Source organism: Pseudomonas sp. GW821-FHT10B02 (assembly GCF_059415665.1).
Genome location: NZ_JBWKNR010000028.1, coordinates 1 through 22,110 on the forward strand (window position 1 = coordinate 1; position 22,110 = coordinate 22,110).

The 22,110-nt window shown below is 61.8% G+C and carries 17 protein-coding genes and 1 tRNA gene; 16 read left to right on the forward strand and 2 right to left on the reverse strand.

Going from position 1 to position 22,110, the window contains the following annotated elements; genetic code table 11:
- Nucleotides 1–152: 152 nt before the first annotated feature.
- Together AC07OF_RS25315 and AC07OF_RS25320 are read right to left on the reverse strand one after the other, a co-directional pair.
- Nucleotides 153–3,446, reverse strand: a complete 3,294-nt coding sequence (locus AC07OF_RS25315; RefSeq protein ID WP_157191751.1) for a sensor domain-containing protein — start codon at nt 3,444–3,446, stop codon at nt 153–155.
- A 54-nt stretch (nt 3,447–3,500) separates the two neighbouring features.
- Nucleotides 3,501–4,391, reverse strand: coding sequence for a LysR family transcriptional regulator (locus AC07OF_RS25320; RefSeq protein ID WP_038608663.1), 891 nt, complete (start codon nt 4,389–4,391; stop codon nt 3,501–3,503).
- Between the two features lie 132 nt (nt 4,392–4,523).
- Here AC07OF_RS25320 and leuC point away from each other — a divergent pair, with 132 nt between their 5' ends.
- From leuC to AC07OF_RS25400, 16 genes are all read left to right on the forward strand, one after another.
- Complete coding sequence (leuC, locus tag AC07OF_RS25325) at nt 4,524–5,957, forward strand: 3-isopropylmalate dehydratase large subunit (RefSeq protein WP_157191752.1); 1,434 nt, start codon at nt 4,524–4,526, stop codon at nt 5,955–5,957.
- Entirely contained in the window at nt 5,954–6,598 is a 645-nt protein-coding gene (gene leuD, locus AC07OF_RS25330; RefSeq protein WP_038608667.1) for a 3-isopropylmalate dehydratase small subunit, read from the forward strand. The genes leuC and leuD overlap by 4 nt, the downstream gene beginning before the upstream one ends.
- Before the next feature lie 113 nt (nt 6,599–6,711).
- Entirely contained in the window at nt 6,712–7,794 is a 1,083-nt protein-coding gene (leuB, locus tag AC07OF_RS25335; protein WP_038608670.1) for a 3-isopropylmalate dehydrogenase, read from the forward strand.
- A 68-nt stretch (nt 7,795–7,862) separates the two neighbouring features.
- Entirely contained in the window at nt 7,863–8,975 is a 1,113-nt protein-coding gene (gene asd / locus AC07OF_RS25340; RefSeq protein WP_010223256.1) for an aspartate-semialdehyde dehydrogenase, read from the forward strand.
- Between the two features lie 146 nt (nt 8,976–9,121).
- Nucleotides 9,122–10,132: an aspartate-semialdehyde dehydrogenase gene (locus AC07OF_RS25345; protein ID WP_157191755.1), complete on the forward strand. Its 1,011-nt coding sequence runs from the start codon at nt 9,122–9,124 to the stop codon at nt 10,130–10,132.
- Nucleotides 10,133–10,204: 72 nt separating this feature from the next.
- Entirely contained in the window at nt 10,205–12,949 is a 2,745-nt protein-coding gene (locus AC07OF_RS25350) for a FimV/HubP family polar landmark protein (RefSeq protein ID WP_495073658.1), read from the forward strand.
- A gap of 90 nt (nt 12,950–13,039) precedes the next feature.
- Nucleotides 13,040–13,915, forward strand: coding sequence for a tRNA pseudouridine(38-40) synthase TruA (gene truA / locus AC07OF_RS25355; protein ID WP_191831992.1), 876 nt, complete (start codon nt 13,040–13,042; stop codon nt 13,913–13,915).
- A gap of 38 nt (nt 13,916–13,953) precedes the next feature.
- Nucleotides 13,954–14,574 carry a phosphoribosylanthranilate isomerase gene (locus AC07OF_RS25360; RefSeq protein WP_191831991.1) on the forward strand — a complete coding sequence of 207 codons (621 nt, stop codon included), beginning with the start codon at nt 13,954–13,956 and terminating at the stop codon, nt 14,572–14,574.
- A 281-nt stretch (nt 14,575–14,855) separates the two neighbouring features.
- Nucleotides 14,856–15,776, forward strand: coding sequence for an acetyl-CoA carboxylase, carboxyltransferase subunit beta (gene accD / locus AC07OF_RS25365; RefSeq protein WP_038608679.1), 921 nt, complete (start codon nt 14,856–14,858; stop codon nt 15,774–15,776).
- Nucleotides 15,773–17,080 carry a bifunctional tetrahydrofolate synthase/dihydrofolate synthase gene (folC, locus tag AC07OF_RS25370; RefSeq protein ID WP_495073659.1) on the forward strand — a complete coding sequence of 436 codons (1,308 nt, stop codon included), beginning with the start codon at nt 15,773–15,775 and terminating at the stop codon, nt 17,078–17,080. Before accD ends, folC begins: the two co-directional genes overlap by 4 nt.
- The gene (locus AC07OF_RS25375) at nt 17,064–17,741 is read left to right on the forward strand and encodes an SPOR domain-containing protein (RefSeq protein WP_495073660.1); all 678 of its coding nucleotides are present in this window, start codon (nt 17,064–17,066) and stop codon (nt 17,739–17,741) included. The genes folC and AC07OF_RS25375 overlap by 17 nt, the downstream gene beginning before the upstream one ends.
- 99 nt (nt 17,742–17,840) lie before the next feature.
- Complete coding sequence (locus AC07OF_RS25380) at nt 17,841–18,395, forward strand: CvpA family protein (RefSeq protein WP_038608687.1); 555 nt, start codon at nt 17,841–17,843, stop codon at nt 18,393–18,395.
- Nucleotides 18,396–18,436: 41 nt separating this feature from the next.
- Nucleotides 18,437–19,942, forward strand: a complete 1,506-nt coding sequence (gene purF / locus AC07OF_RS25385; RefSeq protein WP_038608689.1) for an amidophosphoribosyltransferase — start codon at nt 18,437–18,439, stop codon at nt 19,940–19,942.
- A gap of 15 nt (nt 19,943–19,957) precedes the next feature.
- Complete coding sequence (locus AC07OF_RS25390) at nt 19,958–21,169, forward strand: O-succinylhomoserine sulfhydrylase (RefSeq protein WP_495073661.1); 1,212 nt, start codon at nt 19,958–19,960, stop codon at nt 21,167–21,169.
- Nucleotides 21,170–21,180: 11 nt separating this feature from the next.
- Complete coding sequence (locus AC07OF_RS25395; protein ID WP_167335142.1) at nt 21,181–21,939, forward strand: SDR family oxidoreductase; 759 nt, start codon at nt 21,181–21,183, stop codon at nt 21,937–21,939.
- A gap of 94 nt (nt 21,940–22,033) precedes the next feature.
- Nucleotides 22,034–22,109, forward strand: a tRNA-Val gene (locus AC07OF_RS25400).
- The last annotated feature ends 1 nt before the right edge of the window (nt 22,110 follow it).

Here is a 22,110-nt window from a genome sequence, read left to right on the forward strand (position 1 = left end):
CCCTGGTGGGGCAAGCCCTTTGTGTTCCTTTGGGGCGTTTGCCAAAGGGACCCGCCGTAAGGGCGGAAAGGTGACTTGGCGCCACCGCCGCCAACGGATATGCCCACAACTCGTAAAGCCATTGAATGGGGCGTCAACCCCAACCCCAACCCTTACAGCGCCGGCGTTTCCAGCAACAACCGCCGAAACTCCCCCAACGGCAACGGCCGGCTGTGCAAATACCCCTGATACAAATAACACCCCAGCCGCTCCAGAAACTCCAGCTGCTCAGACAGCTCCACCCCTTCGGCAATCACCGCCAGATCCAGGCTCCGGGCCATGGCTACAATGGCGCGGACGATCTCCGCATCGTTGGGATCCTCTGGCGCATCGCGGACAAACGACTGGTCGATCTTCAGCGCATCCACCGGCAGCCGCTTGAGGTAGGTCAGCGACGAATACCCGGTACCGAAATCGTCCATGGCAAAGCTCACCCCATAACGCTTGAGCTCACGCATCTTGTTGATGGTGTCTTCCAGGTTCTGGATGACGATACCTTCGGTGATCTCCAGCTTGAGCATTTTGTAGGGCAGGCGAAAGTCATCAAGGCTGCGCAGCACCCGCTCGACAAAATCGTTCTGGCGGAACTGTCGCGGGCTGATGTTTACGCACAGGCTGAAGTCGTCGGCGTCGATCAAATGGTCACGCAACATGCCGGCACAGGCATCGCAGGCTTCGTCGAGTATCCAGCTGCCGACTTCGAGAATCAGCCCGCTTTCTTCCAGCACCTGGATGAACTGCGCTGGCGGCTGCTGACCCAGCTGCGGGTGGTGCCAGCGCAACAGCACTTCGGCGCCGATAATGCGATTGTCACGGGCGTCGACCTGGGGCTGGAAGTGCAGGGCCAGTTCGCCACGGGCCAGGGCCAGGCGCAGGTCGCTTTCCATGCGCAAGCGTTCGCTGGCGGCTTTTTGCATGGTGGTGTGGAACAGCTGGGTGGTGTTGCGTCCGGAGTCTTTGGCCCGATACAGGGCAATGTCGGCGCGTTTGAGCAGGTCGGCCGGGGTCGAGCCATGATCGGGAATCAAGGCCACGCCGATGCTTGGCGTAACCTGCAGGCGCTGACCATCGAGGGACATCGGTTCAGCCAGTAATTGGCGCAAGGTATCGGCCAGCTCGCGGACTTTTTCCGTGACTTCGTCGCGGCTGCCTTCCAGGCCGCTGATCAGTACCACGAATTCATCGCCCCCCAAGCGCGCCACGGTGTCTTCCAGGCGCACGCTGGCTTCCAGGCGTGCGGTGATGATTTTCAGCACCGTGTCGCCGACCGGATGGCCGAGGGAGTCATTGATGTGCTTGAAGTGGTCAAGGTCGAGAAACAGCAGGGCGCCGCGCAAGTTGTGGCGTTTGAGCAAAGCGATCTGCTGGCTCAGGCGATCCATCAACAGCGCGCGGTTAGGCAGGTTGGTCAGCGGGTCGTGGTAGGCCAGGTGGCGGATCTGCGCCTGGGCGTTCTTCAGCTGGCTGACATCACGGGCCGTGAGCAGCAGGCATTGCGACTCGTTGAGGACAATCGGTTCGATCGACACCTCGACGGTGAGGATTTCCCCACGTTTGTTGCGCCCGAGCATCTCCCGGTGGTGCACCCGGCCCTTTTCCTGTAGTTCCGAGGTCAGGATCGCACGCTGTTTGTCGTCGGCCCAGATGCCGATTTCGTTCGCGGTGCGGCCGATCACTTCGCTGGCGCTGTAGCCCGTCAACCGGCAGAAACCATCGTTGACCTCCAGATAGCGGCCGCTGTCGAGTTCGGTAATGGTGATGGCGTCGGGGCTGGAGTGGAAAGCTTTGGCGAACTTCTCTTCGCTGGATTTGAGCGCAGCTTCGGCCCGTTGTTGTTGAGTGATGTCGCGCAGGGTGGTGACGCTGCAAGGCTGATCGTCGACGGTGATCAGGCGGCTGGAGATCACGCAGGTCAGGGGCTGGCCGTCTTTGTGATTGATCGCCACGGCGACATTGTTCAGGGCTTCGTCGCGAATCACCTGTTCGATGCGCCGGGCACGTTCGGCAGACTCGGCCCACAAGCCGATTTCTTCGGCAGTGTGGCCGATCACGTGCTGGGCGTCCCAGCCGAAGGTCTGGGTGAATGCCGGATTGATCTCGATGAACTGACCGCTGTCCTGGCGCGTCACGCAGATCGGATCGGGGCTGGCCTGGAACAGGCTGGCGAATTTTTCTTCCGAGCTGGTCAGGCGTTGCTCACGTTCAACCTGGTCGGTGATGTCGAGCAGGGTGCCGGCCATGCGCAGCGGTTTGCCCTGTTCGTCGCGGTACAGCCGGGCACGGCTTTCAATGTAGCGCGAGGTGCCGTTTTCCAGCTGGATCTGGTAGGTGATCTGGTAGTTGCCGGCCGGACCTTCGCGCAGGCTGCGATAGGCCTTGTGCATGTTGCGGCGTTCGAGCTCCGGCACACCCTCGAAAAACGCCTCGAAGGATTCGTGGAAAGGCACCGGTTCCAGACCGTGCAGTTCGGCGGCACGTGCCGAGCCATAGAGCATGCCGCTGGGGATATGCCAGTCCCAGGTGCCCATCTGGGCGGAATCCAGAGCCAGGTCCAGGCGTTCCTGGCTGTCCTTGAGGGCCTGTTCGGCGCGTTTGCGCTCACTGGTGTCGACAAAAGTGCTGAGCAGGTAGACCGTGCCTTCGAGTTCGATGTTCTGGGTGCTGAGGATACCGTCATGGACCTTGCCGTTGCTGGCGCAGAACTGCACTTCCAGAGTGACCGGGCCGCTGTTGCCACGCGTGGCTTCGAGCACCAGGTTGCGCTGTTGTGGATTGGCCCACAGACCAAGCTCGATGGTGGTTTTGTTGATCACCTGGTGGCCGGGCCAGCCGAGCGTCTGTTCGAAGTGCTGATTGACCTCATGGATCAGGCCATCGGAGCGGCGGGTCAGCAGCACCACATTGGGGCTCAGATGAAACAGCGTGGCAAAGCGCTTTTCCGAATTGATCAGCGCGGTTTCGCGCTCCCGCTGGCGGGTGATTTCGCGTATCACTCCGATCATCTGGGGGCGGCCGTGCTTGTCCTTGGCCAGGCTGCCATTGATTTCCAGCCAGTGCAGGCTGCCGTCGGGCCAGCGGATGCGGTGGCGCAAGGCTTGTTCCACCGGCTCGCCGTTGAGGACCGCATTAAAGGCCTGCAAGGTGCGCGCGCGGTCTTCGGCTGGCAGCAGGTCGAGGTAATCCAGGTCGTTGGGTAGCGGTTGTTCGGGGTCAAAGCCGAACAGCGCCTGGGTTCCCCTGGACCAGCCGATCTGGCCGGTCTCGACATCCCAGAACCAGGCGCCCAGGCGCGCGCCATTCAACGCCGCCAGCAGTTGCGGTGCATTTTCCCAGGTCTGCTCCAATACCTGGGGGTCTGCCGCATGGATGCGCGGCAGACGCGGAAAGCGGTTCGCTGATTTGGGCATCGATACCAGACCTTTGGCAGGTGACGCGTCCTTGAGAGTTGTTCTGGCCGGGATTTACCTCATTGGCTCGTGGCCACCTGCGTGGCTGTCGAGCAGTGCCATGAAGGCCTTGGCCGCATTCGATAACGTCCGTTCGGTGTGCAGAATGTAGCCTAGCTGGCGCGACAGCTGTATGCCCGGCAAAGCGATAGGCGCAACCTGCTCATCGAGCATGGTTCGCGGCAGCACACTCCAGGCCAGGCCGATGGAAACCATCATCTTGATGGTTTCCAGGTAGTTGGTGCTCATGGCGATGTTCGGCGTCAGTCCCTGGGCTTCGAACAGGCGTTGGACAATATGGTGGGTAAATGTGTTGCCGCCAGGGAAAACCGCCGGGTGATGGGCGATATCGGCAAGGCTTACCGGGCCATTGCACGCCAGTGGATGCTCCGGGGAGGCGACGAAATCCAGCGGGTCGTTCCACACCGGCACGGCTTGAACCAGCGGGTGCGGTTCGGGTGCCAGGGTGATTACCGCTATTTCGGCGCGGCCATGGAGTATCTCGTCGTAGGCGGCTTCTGAATCCAGGAACTGAATATCCAATGCCACTGCCGGGTACTGGCGGGTGAACGCCCGTAAAACCGGAGGCAAGCGATGCAAGCCGATATGGTGGCTGGTGGCAAGGGTCAGGCGACCGGTCACTTCACCGGTGAGATTGCTCAAGGCGCGGCGAGTATCATCCAGTACGTTGACGATCTGATAAGCGCGCGGCAGCAAGGCGCGGCCAGCCTCGGTGAGATTGATGTCGCGGCCCAGGCGATCGAACAGGCGCACATCCAGTTGCTGTTCCAGTCCGGCAATACGCTTGCTGATGGCTGGCTGGGTGAGGTGCAGGCGCTCGCCCGCGCCGGAAAAGCTGCCGGTTTCAGCCACGGCGATAAAGGCATTGAGGTTGGCGAAGTCCACTGCTTAGCTATTCCTCCGGGTTATCCAAAGCATAAAAATTATGAATTTGAGTTATTCAATCTACCGTCATAGCATCGTCCGTACAAGCCAAGTGGTTATTGGCATAGAAAGACGCTGATGAGGAACAGTCTGATGGCCGGCAAAACGCTCTACGACAAGCTCTGGGATTCGCATTTGGTCAAGCAGCGCGACGATGGTTCGGCGCTGATCTATATCGACCGTCACATCATTCACGAAGTGACGTCACCGCAAGCCTTCGAAGGCCTGCGCCTGGCCAACCGCAAACCCTGGCGCATCGATGCCAACATCGCCACGCCTGACCACAACGTGCCGACCACCCCGGAACGCAAGGGCGGTATCGACGCCATTGTCGACCAGGTGTCGCGTTTGCAGGTGCAGACCCTCGATGAAAACTGCGACGAGTATGGCATCACCGAATTCAAGATGAATGACGTGCGTCAGGGCATCGTCCACGTCATCGGCCCGGAGCAGGGCGCAACCTTGCCGGGCATGACCGTGGTGTGCGGCGACTCGCACACCTCCACCCATGGTGCCTTTGGCGCCCTGGCCCATGGCATCGGTACCTCGGAAGTCGAGCACGTGCTCGCGACCCAGTGCCTGGTGGCCAAGAAAATGAAAAACATGCTGGTGCGCGTCGAAGGTCAGTTGCCGTTCGGCGTCACGGCCAAGGACATCGTCCTGGCGGTGATTGGCAAGATCGGCACTGCCGGTGGCAACGGCCACGCGATGGAGTTCGCCGGTAGCGCGATTCGCGAGCTGTCCGTCGAAGGCCGCATGACCATCTGCAACATGTCCATCGAAGCCGGTGCCCGCGTGGGCCTGGTGGCGACCGATGAAAAAACCGTGGCCTACGTCAAGGGTCGTCCATATGCGCCTAAAGGCGAGCAGTGGGATCAGGCGGTAGAAGCCTGGAAAGACCTGGTATCCGACGCCGATGCGGTGTTTGACACAGTGATCGAGCTGGACGCCGCACAGATCAAGCCACAGGTCAGTTGGGGCACCTCGCCGGAAATGGTCCTGGCGGTTGATCAGCGCGTGCCGGATCCGGCTGCCGAAGCCGATCTGGTCAAGCGCGGTTCCATTGAGCGTGCCTTGAAGTACATGGGCTTGAGCGCCAACCAGGCGATCACCGATATCCAGCTCGACCGGGTCTTCATCGGTTCGTGCACCAACTCGCGGATCGAAGACTTGCGCGCCGCTGCCGAGATCGCCAAGGGCCGCAAGGTGGCTGCGACCATCAAGCAGGCCATCGTCGTGCCGGGCTCGGGTCTGGTCAAAGCCCAGGCCGAGAAAGAGGGCCTGGACAAGATCTTCCTCGAAGCCGGTTTCGAATGGCGTGAGCCGGGCTGCTCGATGTGCCTGGCGATGAACCCGGACCGCCTGGAGAGTGGCGAGCATTGCGCCTCGACCTCCAACCGTAACTTCGAAGGCCGTCAGGGTGCTGGCGGTCGTACCCACCTGGTGAGCCCGGCCATGGCCGCCGCCGCCGCTGTAACCGGTCGTTTTGTCGACGTACGTGAGTTGATCCAAGGGAGCGCAGCATGAAAGCCTTTACCCAGCACACCGGCCTGGTTGCGCCGTTGGATCGCGCCAACGTCGACACCGACCAGATCATTCCCAAGCAGTTCCTCAAGTCGATCAAACGCACCGGCTTTGGCCCCAACCTGTTCGATGAGTGGCGTTACCTGGATGTCGGTCAGCCGTATCAGGACAACAGCAAGCGCCCGAAGAACCCGGACTTCGTCTTGAACCACGACCGTTACCAGGGCGCCAGCGTGTTGCTCGCCCGCGAGAACTTCGGTTGCGGTTCGAGCCGTGAGCATGCGCCATGGGCCCTCGAAGAGTACGGTTTCCGCAGTATCATCGCGCCGAGCTACGCCGACATTTTCTTCAACAACAGCTTCAAGAACGGCTTGCTGCCGATCATCCTCAGCGATGAAGAAGTCGATGAACTGTTCAAGCAGGTCGAAGCCGACCCTGGCTACCAGTTGACCATCGACTTGCAGGCGCAGACAGTGACCCGCCCAGATGGCAAAGTATTGAGTTTCGAAATCGATGCGTTTCGTAAACACTGCTTGCTCAACGGTCTGGACGATATCGGTCTGACTTTGCAGGACAGTGACGCGATTGCCACGTTCGAAGCCAAGCATCGGGCTAGTCAGCCTTGGTTGTTTCGTGATGTTTGATTGAAAACATCGCAGGGCAAGCCCGCTCCCACCGGTAGTGGAAACGCTGTGGGAGCGGGCTTGCCCCGCGATGATGCTGATTACTTTTCGCTTGATTTGAACACGAGGAACCCATGAGCAAGCAGATTCTGATTCTTCCAGGTGATGGCATTGGTCCGGAAATCATGGCCGAGGCGGTCAAGGTGCTGGAGCTGGCCAACGACAAGTTTCAGCTCGGCTTCAGCCTGTCCCATGATGTGATCGGTGGCGCGGCCATCGACAAGCACGGCGTGCCGCTGGCTGATGAGACCCTGGAGCGCGCGCGTCAGGCCGACGCTGTATTGCTGGGCGCCGTGGGAGGCCCCAAGTGGGACAAGATCGAGCGTGACATCCGTCCTGAGCGCGGCCTGCTGAAGATCCGTTCGCAACTGGGCCTGTTCGCCAACCTGCGTCCGGCCATCCTCTATCCGCAGCTGGCCGACGCCTCCTCGTTGAAGCCGGAAATCGTTTCCGGTCTGGACATCCTCATCGTTCGCGAGCTGACCGGTGGCATCTACTTTGGCGCCCCGCGCGGTACCCGCGAGCTGGAAGGTGGCGAGCGTCAGTCCTACGACACCCTGCCGTATAGCGAGAGCGAAATCCGCCGTATCGCCCGTGTCGGTTTCGACATGGCCCGGGTTCGCGGCAAGAAACTCTGCTCGGTGGACAAGGCCAACGTCCTGGCTTCCAGCCAGTTGTGGCGCGAAATCGTCGAAGAGGTGGCCAAGGACTACCCGGATGTGGAGCTCAGCCACATGTATGTCGACAACGCCGCCATGCAGCTGGTTCGTGCACCCAAGCAGTTCGATGTGATGGTCACCGATAACATGTTTGGTGACATCCTGTCGGATGAAGCTTCCATGCTCACCGGCTCCATTGGCATGCTGCCTTCAGCGTCCCTGGATGCCAACAACAAGGGCATGTACGAACCGTGCCACGGCTCGGCGCCAGACATCGCCGGGCAGGGCATTGCCAACCCGCTGGCAACCATTTTGTCGGTGTCGATGATGCTGCGTTACAGCTTCAATCAGCAGGCGGCAGCCGAAGCTATTGAAAACGCCGTCAGCCTGGTGCTGGATAAGGGGCTGCGCACGGGTGACATCTGGTCGGCCGGTTGCAGCAAGGTAGGTACGCAGGAAATGGGCGACGCAGTAGTCGCAGCGCTGCGGAATCTGTAATCTCTCGGGCCCGCTGCTGTTTTTCCTTGTGAAGCAGCGGCCCACTTTTTAGCAAAGGTGTAGTTGCGATGAAACGTGTAGGTCTGATCGGTTGGCGCGGTATGGTCGGTTCCGTGCTCATGCAGCGGATGCTGGAAGAGCAGGATTTCGATCTCATCGAGCCGGTGTTCTTCACCACTTCCAACGTAGGTGGCCAGGGTCCGGCTGTGGGCAAGGATATTGCTCCGCTCAAGGACGCGTACAGCATTGAAGAACTCAAGACCCTCGATGTGATCCTGACCTGTCAGGGTGGCGACTACACCAACGAAGTGTTCCCCAAGCTGCGCGAAGCCGGCTGGCAGGGTTACTGGATCGACGCCGCCTCCAGCCTGCGTATGCAGGATGACGCGGTCATCGTCCTTGACCCGGTCAACCGCAAGGTCATCGACCAGCAGCTCGACGCGGGCACCAAGAACTACATCGGTGGCAACTGCACCGTCAGCCTGATGCTGATGGGCCTGGGTGGTTTGTTCGAGGCTGGCCTGGTCGAGTGGATGAGCGCCATGACCTATCAGGCGGCTTCCGGTGCCGGCGCGCAGAACATGCGCGAGCTGATCCGCCAGATGGGCGCGACCCACGCCGCTGTGGCGGACGACCTGGCCAACCCGGCCAGCGCCATCCTCGACATCGACCGCAAGGTTGCCGAGGCCATGCGCAGCGAAGCCTACCCGACCGAAAACTTCGGTGTGCCGCTGGCCGGCAGCCTGATCCCGTGGATCGACAAGGAACTGCCTAACGGCCAGAGCCGTGAAGAGTGGAAAGCCCAGGCCGAGACCAACAAGATCCTCGGTCGCTTCAAGAGCCCGATTCCGGTCGACGGCATCTGCGTGCGCATCGGTGCGATGCGTTGCCACAGCCAGGCGCTGACCATCAAGCTGAACAAAGATGTGCCGATCGCCGATATCGAAGGCATGATCAGCCAGCACAACCCGTGGGTGAAGCTGGTACCGAACCAGCGCGAAATCAGCATGCAGGAGCTGAGCCCGACCAATGTCACCGGTACCTTGAACATTCCGGTGGGTCGTCTGCGCAAGCTGAACATGGGTTCGCAATACCTGGGCGCCTTCACTGTTGGCGACCAGCTGCTGTGGGGCGCGGCCGAGCCGCTGCGCCGCATGCTGCGGATTTTGCTGGAGCGTTGATCTGACGCTGATTGGACCGAAAGCCCGTGCTGGAGACAGCGCGGGCTTTTTTGTTGGCGACTAACCGCGAAAAACGGTGGGAGCGGGCTTGCCCCGCGATTGTGGTGTAAAGTGCCGCTCCCGCCGTTCCAGCAGAGGATTTCCCCATGAGCCAGCCTATTGATATTGCCGTGATCGGTGCCACCGGTACTGTCGGTGAAACCCTCGTGCAGATTCTCGAAGAGCAGGATTTTCCGGTGGGCACCCTGCACCTGCTGGCCAGCAACGAGTCAGCCGGCAGCGGTGTTATGTTCCGCAACAAGAGTCTGCGCGTGCGCGAGGTCGACAGCTTCGATTTCAGCAAGGTCAAACTGGCCTTTTTCGCTGCCGGCCCTTCCGTCACCCGCAGTTTTGCCCCGCGGGCCCAGGCGGCCGGTTGCGCTGTGATCGATCTGTCTGGCGGCTTGCTCGCCGAGCAGGCGCCAGCGTTGGTGCCTGAGGCCAACGCCGCACGGCTCGAAAACCTGCCCAAGCCGCTGCAGGTCAGCAGCCCAAGTGCCGGCGCAGTGGCATTGGCCGTTGCCCTGGCTCCGCTCAAAGGTCTGCTCGACATCGAGCGGGTCAATGTTACCGCCTGCCTGGCAGTCTCGGCCCAAGGCCGCGAAGCAGTCAATGAGCTGGCGCGGCAGACCGCCGAACTGCTCAATGCACGTCCTCTGGAGCCGCGCTTCTTTGACCGGCAAATGGCCTTCAATCTGCTGGCCCAGGTGGGCGCCAACGATGCTGATGGGCATGGCGCGCTGGAGCGTCGTCTGGTTAGCGAATTGCGCGAGGTGCTGGACTTGCCGGCGCTGAAGATTTCCGTCAGCTGTATTCAAGTCCCGGTGTTTTTCGGCGATAGCTACAGTGTATCGGTGCAAAGTCGTGAACCGATCGACCTCAAGGCAGTCAATGCTGCGTTGGAAGCGGCTGACAGCATCGAGCTGGTCGAAGAGGGCGATTACCCGACCCCGGTCGGTGACGCAGTCGGCCAGGACGTGGTCTATGTTGGACGGGTGCGCGGTGGAATCGACGAAGCCGAGCAACTCAACCTCTGGTTGACCACCGACAACGTGCGCAAAGGCGCGGCCTTGAACGCCGTGCAGTTGGCGCAATTGTTGATAAAACATGTTGTGTAAAAGATACTTGCAGCTAATTTTTACCGAGATTTTGCTCGGTCGCCGGGGACGGTTCTTTCAAAGGAAGAGGTCATGCTTCGAATTCGCAAACTGGTCTTAGCAATAGCCGCGGCGTCGGCGCTGTCGTCCGGTATGGCGCATGCCCTCGGCTTGGGCGAACTGACCCTCAAGTCGGCGCAGAACCAGCCGCTGGATGCCGAAATCGAACTGCTCGATGTACGCGATCTGACCGCCGCTGAAATGGCTCCGAGCCTGGCGCCAGCCGAAGAGTTCGCCAAGGCCGGGATCGAGCGTCCGGCCTACCTCAACGACTTGACCTTCACGCCGGTGATCAATCCCAACGGCAAGAGCGTATTGCGGGTGACCTCCAGCCAGGCGCTGCCGGCACCGATGGTCAAGTTCCTGGTTCAGGTGATGTGGCCGAGCGGGCGCCTGCTGCGCGATTACAGCGTGCTGGTCAACCAGGCTGCATTGCCGGGGGCCAAGCCTGAGTCGGCGATCAGCCCGGCGGTCAGCGCACCGGCCAACTACACCACGGTGCGGCGTGACACGCTGTGGGAGATCGCCTCGAAAGCCCGTCAGGGCGGCTCGGTGCAGCAGACCATGCTGGCTATCCAGGCGTTGAACCCCGATGCCTTTATCAACGGTAATATCAACCTGCTGAAAACCGGTCAGGTCCTGCGCCTGCCCGATCAGCAGCAGGTCATGAGCATTCCTCAGGGCGAGGCTGTTGCTGAGGTTGCCGCGCAGTACGCCGCCTGGCGTGAAGGTCGGCGCCTGGGCCCACGTGCCCGGCAACTGGACGCCACTCGCCGCACCGGCACCGAGGCGGCTCCGGCGCGGATTGCCAATCAGGACAACCTGCGCCTGGTAGCACCTGGCAGCAAAACGGCTGCCGGAGATGGCAAAGCCGTCAGCGATAAACTCGCCGTTGCTGAGGAACGCCTCGATACCACGCGGCGTGACAACGCCGAATTGAAAAGTCGCATGAGCGATCTGCAGAGCCAGCTGGACAAGATGGAGCGCCTGATCGCACTGAAAAGCGATCAGTTGGCCAGGCTCGAAGCTCAGGGGGCTGCCGATCAGGAGGCTGCGCCTGAAGCCGCTCAGCAGCCGGCCATTTCCGCCGAGTTGCAGCCGGCGCCAGGCGAGCCGGTCGCTACTCCGGCACCTGCAGCGGTCGATACCGCGCCGCTCGACAGCCCGGCACCTGCAGCCGAAGAGGCGAATGCTGGCAGTTCCAGCAAGATGCTCGACGACCTGCTCGGCAATCCTGTGTTGCTGGCGCTGATCGGTGCTTCCGCGTTGCTGGTGCTGCTCCTGTTGCTGTTGCTGCTGGCGCGTAAGCGCAAAGCCGATCAGGAAGCGGAAAAACACCTGCGCATGGCCCGGGCACTGGCTGAAGAGGGTGAGCGCGGTCCAGACCTGGACCTGCCGCCAAGCAGCTTCGAAGGCCTGGAAGTGCCAGCGCCAAGCGTGACGCTGGCACCGGCGGTGGTGGCCGCCTCGGCTGCGGCGGCCAGTGCTGCTGAAGCGCCTGCCGTGGAAACCAGGAAGGCTGAGGTCAAGCCGCTTGAGCAAGCGCCTGCCCAGCCGCAACCAATGGCTGCGCCGTTGGTTGCCCCGGCCGCCGACGCAGCACCAGCGCCAAGTGGTGATGCGCTGCTCGATGAAGTGCAAGCGAGCATTGCCCGTGGTCGCCTGAATCATGCTGCTGATCTGCTGGAGCCCGCAGTGGCTGCGGCGCCGGGACGTAGTGACCTGCGCTTTAAGCTGATGGAAGTCTATGCACGTCAGGGCGACCGTGACGCCTTTGTCGGTCATGAACGCCAGTTGATCGCTACCGGTCAGAACCATGCTGATGTCGAAGCCCTCAAGAGCCGTTTCCCGGCCATGGTGGCATTGGCTGCAGCCGGTGGCCTTGGTGCGGCAGCCCTGGCTGCCGAGCTGGACGCCCAGTACGTCCAGGCACTGTTGCAGGATGAGCCGCAGGCACAACCTGAAGTGCAATCAGAAGCAGAACCAGAACCAGAACCAGAATCAGAGCCAGAGCCAGAGCCAGAGCCTGCACCGGTCGCCGAGTTGGAGCCTGAGCTGGAGTCGGCACTGGAGCCGCTGGCCGAGGATGACCTGGACAGCGCCTTCGACCTGAGTCTGGACGATGACCTGCAAGGTCTGGATCTGAACGAGCCGCTGCAGCTTGGCGAGTCTGCGCCAGAAATTGAGGTGGCGGACTTTGCGCCCGAGCCTGTGCTCGAAGCGCCAGCTGCCGAGCCGGAACTTGAAGTGCCGGCCGAGCAAGCCCCTGTCACGCTCGACGACTTGTCTGATTTCGATCTCGATGTAGTCGGCGATCACGCTGCCGTGCCGGCACTTGATGAGCCCGTCGATATCGCTGCCGAACTGGCCGCCTTCGACGAGACCATGCCGGAATTCGACCCATTGAGCGAGCTGGAGCTGCCGGAAGATTTCGACCTGTCGCTGTCGCTGGATGACGAGTCCGATGCCGCCAAGAGCTTTGCTTCCGAGCTCGATGACGTCAACGCCGAGCTCGACAAGCTGTCGCAAAGCCTGGAGCAACCCTCGATCGAGCCGCACTTCACCGCGCAAGACGCCTTGAGCGACGATCTCGGTGATGACCTGGAGTTCGACTACCTGGGCGGCGCCGATGAGGCTGCGACCAAGCTCGACCTGGCGCGCGCCTACATCGACATGGGCGATCATGACGGTGCCCGCGACATTCTCGACGAAGTGTGCAAAGAGGGTAGCGATGCCCAGAAGCAGGAAGCCGAAGAGATGCTTTCGCGTCTGGTCTGAGTCCTGCCCTTGTACGTCCGACGGCAGCCCTGGTGGCTGCCGTTGTCGTTATAATTCCCGCCATCTGCTAAATCGACAGGCTGTATCTTCTTGGAAATCATTGATAACACGGTTGCCGAAGCGGCGGCCGAAGGCTTCTTCCGCATCGCCCTGGGCGTCGAATACAAAGGCTCGCGCTACCGCGGATGGCAGCGCCAGGCCGATGGCGTGCCAAGCGTTCAGCAAACCCTCGAAGAGGCGTTGTCCAAAGTTGCCGATTCGCCCGTTACGCTGCTCTGTGCCGGGCGCACCGACGCGGGTGTACACGCCTGCGGTCAGGTCGTGCATTTCGACACTCAGGTAGTGCGCAGCATGAAAGCCTGGACCATGGGCGCCAACATCAACCTGCCGCACGACATCAGCGTGGCCTGGGCCAAGGAAATGCCGGCGCATTTTCATGCCCGCTTCAAAGCCATTGCCCGGCGCTATCGCTACGTGATCTACAACGATCAGATCCGCCCGGCGCACATGGGCCAGGAAGTTACCTGGAACCACCGGCCGCTGGATGTCGAACGCATGGCCCTGGCCGCCGAGTACCTGGTCGGCACTCATGACTTCAGCGCCTTCCGTGCCGGTCAGTGCCAGGCCAAGTCGCCAATCAAGAACATCCATCACCTGCGCGTGACCCGTCACGGCAAGATGATTGTCCTGGATATCCGTGCCAGCGCCTTCCTGCACCATATGGTGCGTAACATCGCCGGGGTATTGATGACCATCGGTGCCGGCGAGCGTCCGGTGGAGTGGGCCCGGGAAGTGCTGGAGAGTCGTGAGCGGCGCACAGGTGGCGTCACCGCCCATCCGTTCGGCTTGTACCTGGTACAGGTGGAGTACCACGACGAGTTCGCCTTGCCCGAGCGTTACATCGGCCCACACTTTCTCACCGGTTACGAGTCACTGGCGGCTGACGACCCACACGCCATTTGCTAACATCCGGGACTTTCAAGATCAGCCGAGGTTCACAGCTCATGAGCGCCGTTCGCAGCAAAATCTGTGGGATTACCCGCATTGAGGACGCGTTGGCAGCGGCTGAGGCAGGCGCTGATGCCATTGGTCTGGTGTTCTATGCCAAGAGCCCGCGGGCGGTCGATGTGCAGCAGGCGCGGGCGATCATCGCCGCGTTGCCGCCGTTCGTGACCACCGTGGGGCTGTTCGTCAATGCCAGCCGTTGCGAGCTGGGCGAGATCCTCGACGCGGTGCCGCTGGATCTGCTGCAGTTCCACGGCGATGAAACCCCGGCCGATTGCGCCGGTCATAACAGGCCTTGGATCAAGGCCTTGCGGGTACGCCCGGGGGATGATCTGGAGGCGGCGTGCAAGCTGTACAGCGAGGCCAGCGGGATTCTTCTCGACACTTATGTCGCCGGCGTGCCGGGAGGTACCGGTGAAGCATTCGACTGGTCGCTGGTGCCGGAAAAACTGAGCAAGCCGATCATCCTGGCCGGTGGTCTGTCGCCGGATAACGTTGCACGTGCCATCGCCCAGGTGCGGCCTTATGCCGTGGATGTCAGCGGTGGTGTCGAACAAGCCAAGGGCATCAAGGATGCCGCGCGGATCGAGGCCTTTATCAAGGCGGTCAAACAGGCGTGATGACGTCTGTTGTTGTGGATGTGACGGCTGGCCGCGCGCCATCGTCCATAGCTTTCGCAGCCCGTTGCTGCCGGATCGCGCCCATGGGCCGGTCGAAATTACCGGGTGACGCCACAGGCGTCGCTTTTACAGGTTGACGATGGAGCGGTATCGGGGCACCTCGCTGTACGCGGGGTGCCGGAGCCGGTCCATCATCGCGTCATACATGAATTGAGCTCAAGGGCATACGCGCGAACCTGGCAGCCAAAGCCTGCCGGTCGTCGTTACTGGAGAAAGAAAGCATGAGCAACTGGTTAGTAGACAAACTGATCCCTTCGATCATGCGTTCCGAGGTGAAGAAAAGTTCGGTACCTGAAGGGCTGTGGCACAAATGCCCATCCTGCGAAGCCGTGCTGTATCGTCCGGAGCTGGAAAAGACCCTGGATGTCTGCCCCAAGTGCAACCACCACATGCGCATTGGCGCGCGTGCGCGCATTGACATCTTCCTGGATGCCGAAGGCCGCGCCGAGCTGGGGGCCGACCTGGAACCGGTCGACCGCCTGAAGTTCCGTGATGGCAAGAAGTACAAGGACCGCCTGACCGCTGCCCAGAAGCAGACCGGCGAAAAAGACGCCCTGATTTCCATGAGCGGCACCCTGCTGGGTATGCCGGTCGTGGTCAGCGCCTTCGAATTCTCGTTCATGGGCGGCTCGATGGGTGCCATCGTCGGTGAGCGCTTCGTGCGCGCCGCCAACTACGCCCTGGAAAACCGCTGCCCGATGGTCTGCTTCTCGGCCTCCGGTGGTGCCCGCATGCAGGAAGCGCTGATCTCGCTGATGCAGATGGCCAAGACCTCGGCGGTACTGGCGCGTCTGCGCGAAGAAGGCATTCCGTTCATCTCGGTGCTGACCGACCCGGTCTACGGCGGTGTCTCCGCGAGCCTGGCAATGCTCGGCGACGTAATCGTCGGTGAGCCAAAGGCCCTGATCGGCTTCGCAGGTCCTCGGGTGATCGAGCAAACCGTGCGTGAGAAGCTGCCAGAAGGCTTCCAGCGCAGCGAGTTCCTCCTGGAGCACGGTGCCATCGACATGATCATTCCGCGTCAGGAGCTGCGCCATCGCCTGGGCAACCTGCTGGCACAGATGATGGGCCTGCCGACGCCGAAGTTCGTCGAGCCGGTCGTTGAGCCGATCGTCGTGCCGCCGGCGCCTGCCACCGTATGACCCAACGTACCCTTGGCGACTGGCTCGCCTATCTCGAGCAGTTGCACCCCTCGGCCATCGACATGGGCCTGGCGCGTTCGCAACAGGTTGCGGCCAGGCTCGGGCTGGACAAGCCGGCGCCACGGGTGATTACCGTGACCGGTACCAATGGCAAGGGCTCGACCTGCGCCTTCGTGGCCGCCCTGTTGCGTGCCCAGGGGCTCAAGGTCGGGGTCTACAGTTCGCCGCACCTGCTGCGTTACAACGAGCGTGTGCAGATTGACGGCAAAGAAGCCGCCGATCAGCAATTGTGCGAGGCGTTTGCCGCCGTTGAAGCTGCTCGCGGTGAAACTTCCCTGACCTATTTCGAAGCCGGTACCCTGGCGGCGTTCTGGCTGTTCAAGCAGTCAGCGCTGGATGCCGTGGTGCTTGAAGTCGGCCTGGGCGGGCGCCTGGATACGGTCAATATTGTCGATGCCGATATGGCGCTGGTCACCAGCATCGGTGTTGATCATGCCGATTACCTGGGCGATACCCGTGAGTCGGTGGCCTTCGAAAAGGCCGGTATCTTCCGTCAGGGCAAGCCTGCGCTGTGCGGCGACCTGAATCCGCCGCAACCGCTGCTGGACAAGGCACGTGAGCTGGCTTGCCCGTTCTTCCTGCGCGGTCGTGATTTCGACCTGGCCAGCACTGATAAGTACTGGCAGTGGCGGGGCGTGGATAGCCGCGGCCAGCAGGTCGAACTGCACAACCTGCCGCTGCTCGATCTGCCAATGGAAAACGCCGCATTGGCGCTGCAGGCTTATTTGCTGATGGATCTGCCTTGGGATGCCGGGCAGATTGCCACGGTCCTGCAGTCCACGCGGATGGTTGGTCGCCTGGATCGTCGGGCGTTTCGCTGGCAAGGCAAGGCGTTGACTATCCTCATGGATGTCGGCCATAACCCGCACGCTGCCGAGTACCTGGCTCAGCGCCTGGCTGAACGGCCGGTAGCGGGCAAGCGCCTGGCAGTGTTCGGCTTGTTGGCCGACAAGGATCTGGCCGGGGTGGTGCAGCCCTTGCTGGGTGCGGTTCAGGGTTGGGCAGTTGCGCCCCTGGATACTGCGCGCAGCCGTCCTGCTAGCGAGCTTGAAGCGGCGCTGGCGAACCTCGGTACTGATGTGAAGTCTTATTCCAGCGTGGCAGCAGCCCTTGACGGGCAGTGCGCGCTGGCAACGGCGGATGATGAAATCCTGCTGTTCGGATCGTTTTTCTGTGTCGGCGAAGCCTTGCAGTGGCTGGATCGACAGGCCACGGAGGATGGGGCAAATGGCATTGCTGGATAAAGTGGTCAAACAACGGATGGTAGGTGCGCTGGTGCTGGTGGCACTGGCGGTTATCTTCCTGCCGATGCTGTTTTCCCGGGAAGACGAGATGCGTCAAGTACGCGTCGAGGCGCCTGAAGCCCCCGCCGCGCCGAGCATGGCGCAGGTGCAGGTCGAACCTGTGCCGGTGCCTGAACCTCAGGTTTTGCCAGAAGAAAGCCCGGTGATCGTCGACGAGTCCACCGCGCCAGTCCAGGCGCCAAGTACGCCGATTGCTCCCGCGCCCGTTGCGGTGCCAGTACCTGCCCCGGCGCCAGCGCCGGCACCCGCCGTTGCGGCCAAGCCTGCAACGCCGCCGCCAGCGGCCAAGCCGCAAACCCAGCCAGCGCCTGCCGTCGCCAGCGCGACCAAGCCTGCGGCAGGCAAGATCGACGCCAATGGCCTGCCGGTCAGCTGGTCGGTGCAATTGGCCAGCCTGTCCAATCGGGCCGGCGCCGAGAACCTGCAGAAAACCCTGCGCAGCCAGGGCTACAACGCCTATATCCGCTCGGCCGGCGGCATGAACCGGGTGTATGTCGGGCCGTTGATCGAGCGCGCCGAGGCCGAACGCCTGCGTGATGTGATCAGCCGCCAGCAGAAGCTCAACGGTATCGTCGTACGCTTCCAGCCTGAGCGCAGCTGATTGATCGTCGCCCGGCCAGCGCCGGGCGGTAAATCACTGCTTACCGACAGCCCGCTGCTCTGGTAAAATGCGCCGCCTTATCCGTTTGCAGGCAACACTGTGGCATTTACCTGGGTCGACTGGGCGATTTTCGCGATCATCGCCATTTCTTCGCTGATCAGTCTCAAGCGCGGCTTTGTCAAAGAAGCCTTGTCGCTGCTTACCTGGATCATTGCCGGCGCTGTGGCCTGGATGTTCGGTGGCTCGCTGTCGCAGTACCTGGAGTCTTACATCCAGACGCCTTCGGCCCGGGTCATCGCCGGATGTGCCATTCTTTTCGTCGCCACCCTGCTGGTGGGGGCCATGATCAATTTTCTCATTGGCGAGCTGATTCGCGTCACCGGGCTTTCCGGGACCGACCGCTTCCTGGGCATGGCCTTCGGTGCCGCCCGTGGAGCCTTGCTGGTGGTGGTGGCTGTCGGGCTGTTGAGCCTGGGGCCGGTACAACAGGATCAGTGGTGGCAGGAATCTCGCCTGATACCACAATTTCTATTGGTGGCTGACTGGTCGAAAAACCTCATTCTGGGGTTCACCAGCCAGTGGCTAGCCAGCGGGATCAGCGCACCGGCTGATCTCCCGTTCAAGGATCAGCTTCTGGGGCCCAAAACGCCTTGAGAGCTGCTCAGTCCAGTTTCATTAAGTAGGGGTTGCGTCGCATGTGTGGCATCGTCGGTATCGTCGGTAAGTCGAACGTCAATCAGGCGCTGTATGACGCGCTAACCGTCCTCCAGCACCGCGGCCAGGACGCTGCCGGTATTGTGACCAGCCATGATGGCCGGTTATTCCTGCGCAAGGACAACGGTCTGGTCCGTGATGTGTTCCAGCAGCGCCATATGCAGCGCCTGGTCGGACACATGGGGATCGGCCATGTGCGTTACCCGACTGCGGGCAGCTCGACCTCGGCCGAGGCTCAGCCGTTCTACGTCAACTCGCCATACGGCATCACCCTGGCGCACAACGGCAACCTGACCAACGTTGAACAGTTGGCCAAGGAGATCTACGAGTCCGACCTGCGCCACGTCAACACCAGTTCCGACTCTGAAGTCCTGCTCAACGTCTTCGCCCACGAGCTGGCGGTGCGCGGCAAGCTGCAGCCGACCGAAGAAGACGTGTTCGCTGCGGTCACTGACGTGCACAACCGCTGTGTAGGTGGTTATGCAGTGGTGGCGATGATCACCGGCTACGGCATCGTTGGCTTCCGTGACCCTAACGGCATTCGCCCGATCGTCTTCGGCCAGCGTCATACCGACGAAGGCGTGGAGTACATGATCGCTTCCGAAAGCGTTTCCCTCGATGTCCTCGGCTTCACCCTGATCCGCGACCTGGCGCCGGGCGAAGCGGTGTACATCACCGAAGAAGGCAAGCTGCACACCCGTCAGTGCGCGACCAATCCGCAGCTGTCGCCGTGCATCTTCGAACACGTCTACCTGGCGCGTCCTGACTCGATCATCGACGGTGTCTCGGTCTACAAGGCGCGTCTGCGCATGGGCGAGAAGCTGGCCGAGAAGATCCTGCGCGAGCGTCCGGATCACGACATCGACGTGGTCATCCCGATTCCTGACACCAGCCGTACCGCCGCGCTGGAACTGGCCAACCACCTGGGCGTCAAGTTCCGTGAAGGCTTCGTCAAGAACCGCTACATCGGCCGTACCTTCATCATGCCCGGCCAGGCCGCGCGCAAGAAGTCGGTGCGCCAGAAGCTCAACGCCATCGAACTGGAATTCCGAGGCAAGAACGTGATGCTGGTGGATGATTCCATCGTCCGTGGCACCACCTGCAAACAGATCATTCAGATGGCCCGCGAAGCCGGGGCGAAGAACGTCTACTTCTGCTCGGCAGCGCCGGCTGTGCGTTACCCTAACGTCTACGGCATCGATATGCCGAGCGCTCATGAACTGATCGCCCACAACCGCAGCACCGAAGATGTCGCCGAGCTGATCGGCGCCGACTGGCTGGTCTACCAGGACCTGCCGGATCTGATCGAAGCGGTTGGTGGTGGCAAGATCAAGATCGAGCATTTCGACTGCGCGGTGTTCGACGGCAAGTACGTGACCGGCGACATCGACGAGGCCTACCTGGACAAGATCGAGCAGGCGCGCAACGACGCCTCCAAGGTCAAGAATCAGGCGGTCAGCGCGATCATCGACCTCTACAACAACTGAGTTAGGAGCAGCGGCATGACACAGGAATGGGATGCCGGGCGCCTGGACAGCGACCTCGAAGGGGTCGCTTTTGACACGCTGGCGGTACGCGCCGGCCAGCATCGCACGCCGGAAGGTGAGCACAGCGATCCGCTGTTCTTCACCTCCAGCTACGTGTTCCGGACAGCGGCCGACGCCGCTGCACGGTTCGCCGGCGAGGTTCCAGGCAACGTCTATTCACGCTACACCAACCCGACCGTACGCGCGTTCGAAGAGCGCATTGCCGCCCTGGAAGGCGCCGAGCAGGCGGTGGCTACTTCCACCGGTATGTCGGCAATCCTCTCCACGGTGATGGCCCTGTGCAGCGCGGGTGACCACGTGCTGGTCTCCCAGAGCGTGTTCGGTTCGACCATCAGCCTGTTCGAAAAGTACTTCAAGCGTTTCGGTGTGCAGGTCGACTACGTACCGCTGGTGGATCTCGCTGGCTGGGACGCGGCAATCAAGGCCAACACCAAGCTGCTGTTCGTCGAGTCGCCGTCCAACCCGCTGGCCGAGCTGGTGGATATCGTCGCACTGGCCGAGATTGCTCACGCCAAGGGCGCGCAGTTGGTGGTCGACAACTGTTTCAGTACACCAGCCTTGCAGCAGCCGCTGAAGCTGGGCGCTGACATCGTCGTGCATTCGGCGACCAAGTTCATCGACGGCCAGGGTCGTTGCATGGGCGGTGTGGTTGCCGGGCGTAGCGAGCAGATGAAGGAAGTGGTGGGCTTTCTGCGCACCGCGGGGCCGTCGCTGAGCCCGTTCAACGCCTGGATCTTCCTCAAGGGCCTGGAAACCCTCAACCTGCGTATGCGTGCCCACTGTGCCAACGCGCAAGCCCTGGCCGAGTGGCTGGAGCAGCAGGACGGCATTGAAAAGGTCCACTACGCCGGGCTGCAGAGCCATCCGCAGCACGAGCTGGCCAAGCAGCAGATGAGCGGCTTCGGTGCCGTGGTGAGCTTTGAGGTCAAGGGTGGCAAAGAGGGCGCCTGGCGCTTCATCGATGCCACGCGACTGATCTCGATCACCGCCAACCTGGGCGACAGCAAGACCACCATCACCCATCCGGGCACCACGTCCCACGGCCGTCTGTCGCCGCAGGAACGTGAAGCCGCAGGCATTCGCGACAGCCTGATCCGGGTGGCCGTGGGCCTGGAAGATGTGACTGACCTCAAGGCCGACCTGGCCCGCGGTCTGGCGGCGCTGTGATCGACTGGTCGGTGAGCGACAGCAGCCATAACGGCCGCGTCGCGCTGGTGACCGGTGCGGCACGGGGGATCGGCCTGGGCATTGCGGCCTGGCTGATCGCCGAGGGCTGGCAGGTGGTGCTCACTGACCTCGATCGGGTGCGCGGCGCCAAGGCGGCCAAGGTGCTGGGAGACAATGCCTGGTTCATCGGCATGGATGTAGCCGATGAAACCCAGGTCAAGACCGGGGTGGCCGAAGTGTTGGGCCAGTTCGGTCGTCTCGACGCGCTGGTGTGCAATGCGGCCATAGCCGATCCGCACAACACCACCCTGGAAACCCTCAGCCTGGCTTACTGGAATCGCGTGCTGGCGGTCAACCTGGGTGGCCCGATGCTGCTGGCCAAGCACTGTGCGCCTTATCTGCGCGCTCACGGCGGGGCCATCGTCAACCTGGCGTCGACCCGTGCCGCTCAATCCGAACCCGATACAGAGGCCTATGCGGCAAGCAAGGGTGGCCTGCTGGCACTCACCCATGCGCTGGCCGTGAGCCTGGGGCCGGAGATCCGCGTCAATGCCGTGAGTCCTGGCTGGATCGACGCGCGGGACCCGTCCCAGCGTCGCGCCGAGCCGCTGAGCGAAACCGATCATGCCCAGCATCCGGCGGGCAGGGTAGGGACGGTGGAAGACGTGGCCGCCATGGTTGCCTGGCTGCTGTCGCGCAATGCCGGCTTCGTCACTGGCCAGGAGTTCGTGGTCGACGGTGGCATGACCAAGAAGATGATCTACACGTAACACTGCTTTTTTGCCCTTTTTGAAAAAAACTTCAATGGGGGTATTGACTTAGGTTCGATACCTGCGTAAATTTCGCCACCTCAGCGAAGCACACGGGTGATTAGCTCAGCCGGGAGAGCATCTGCCTTACAAGCAGAGGGTCGGCGGTTCGATCCCGTCATCACCCACCAC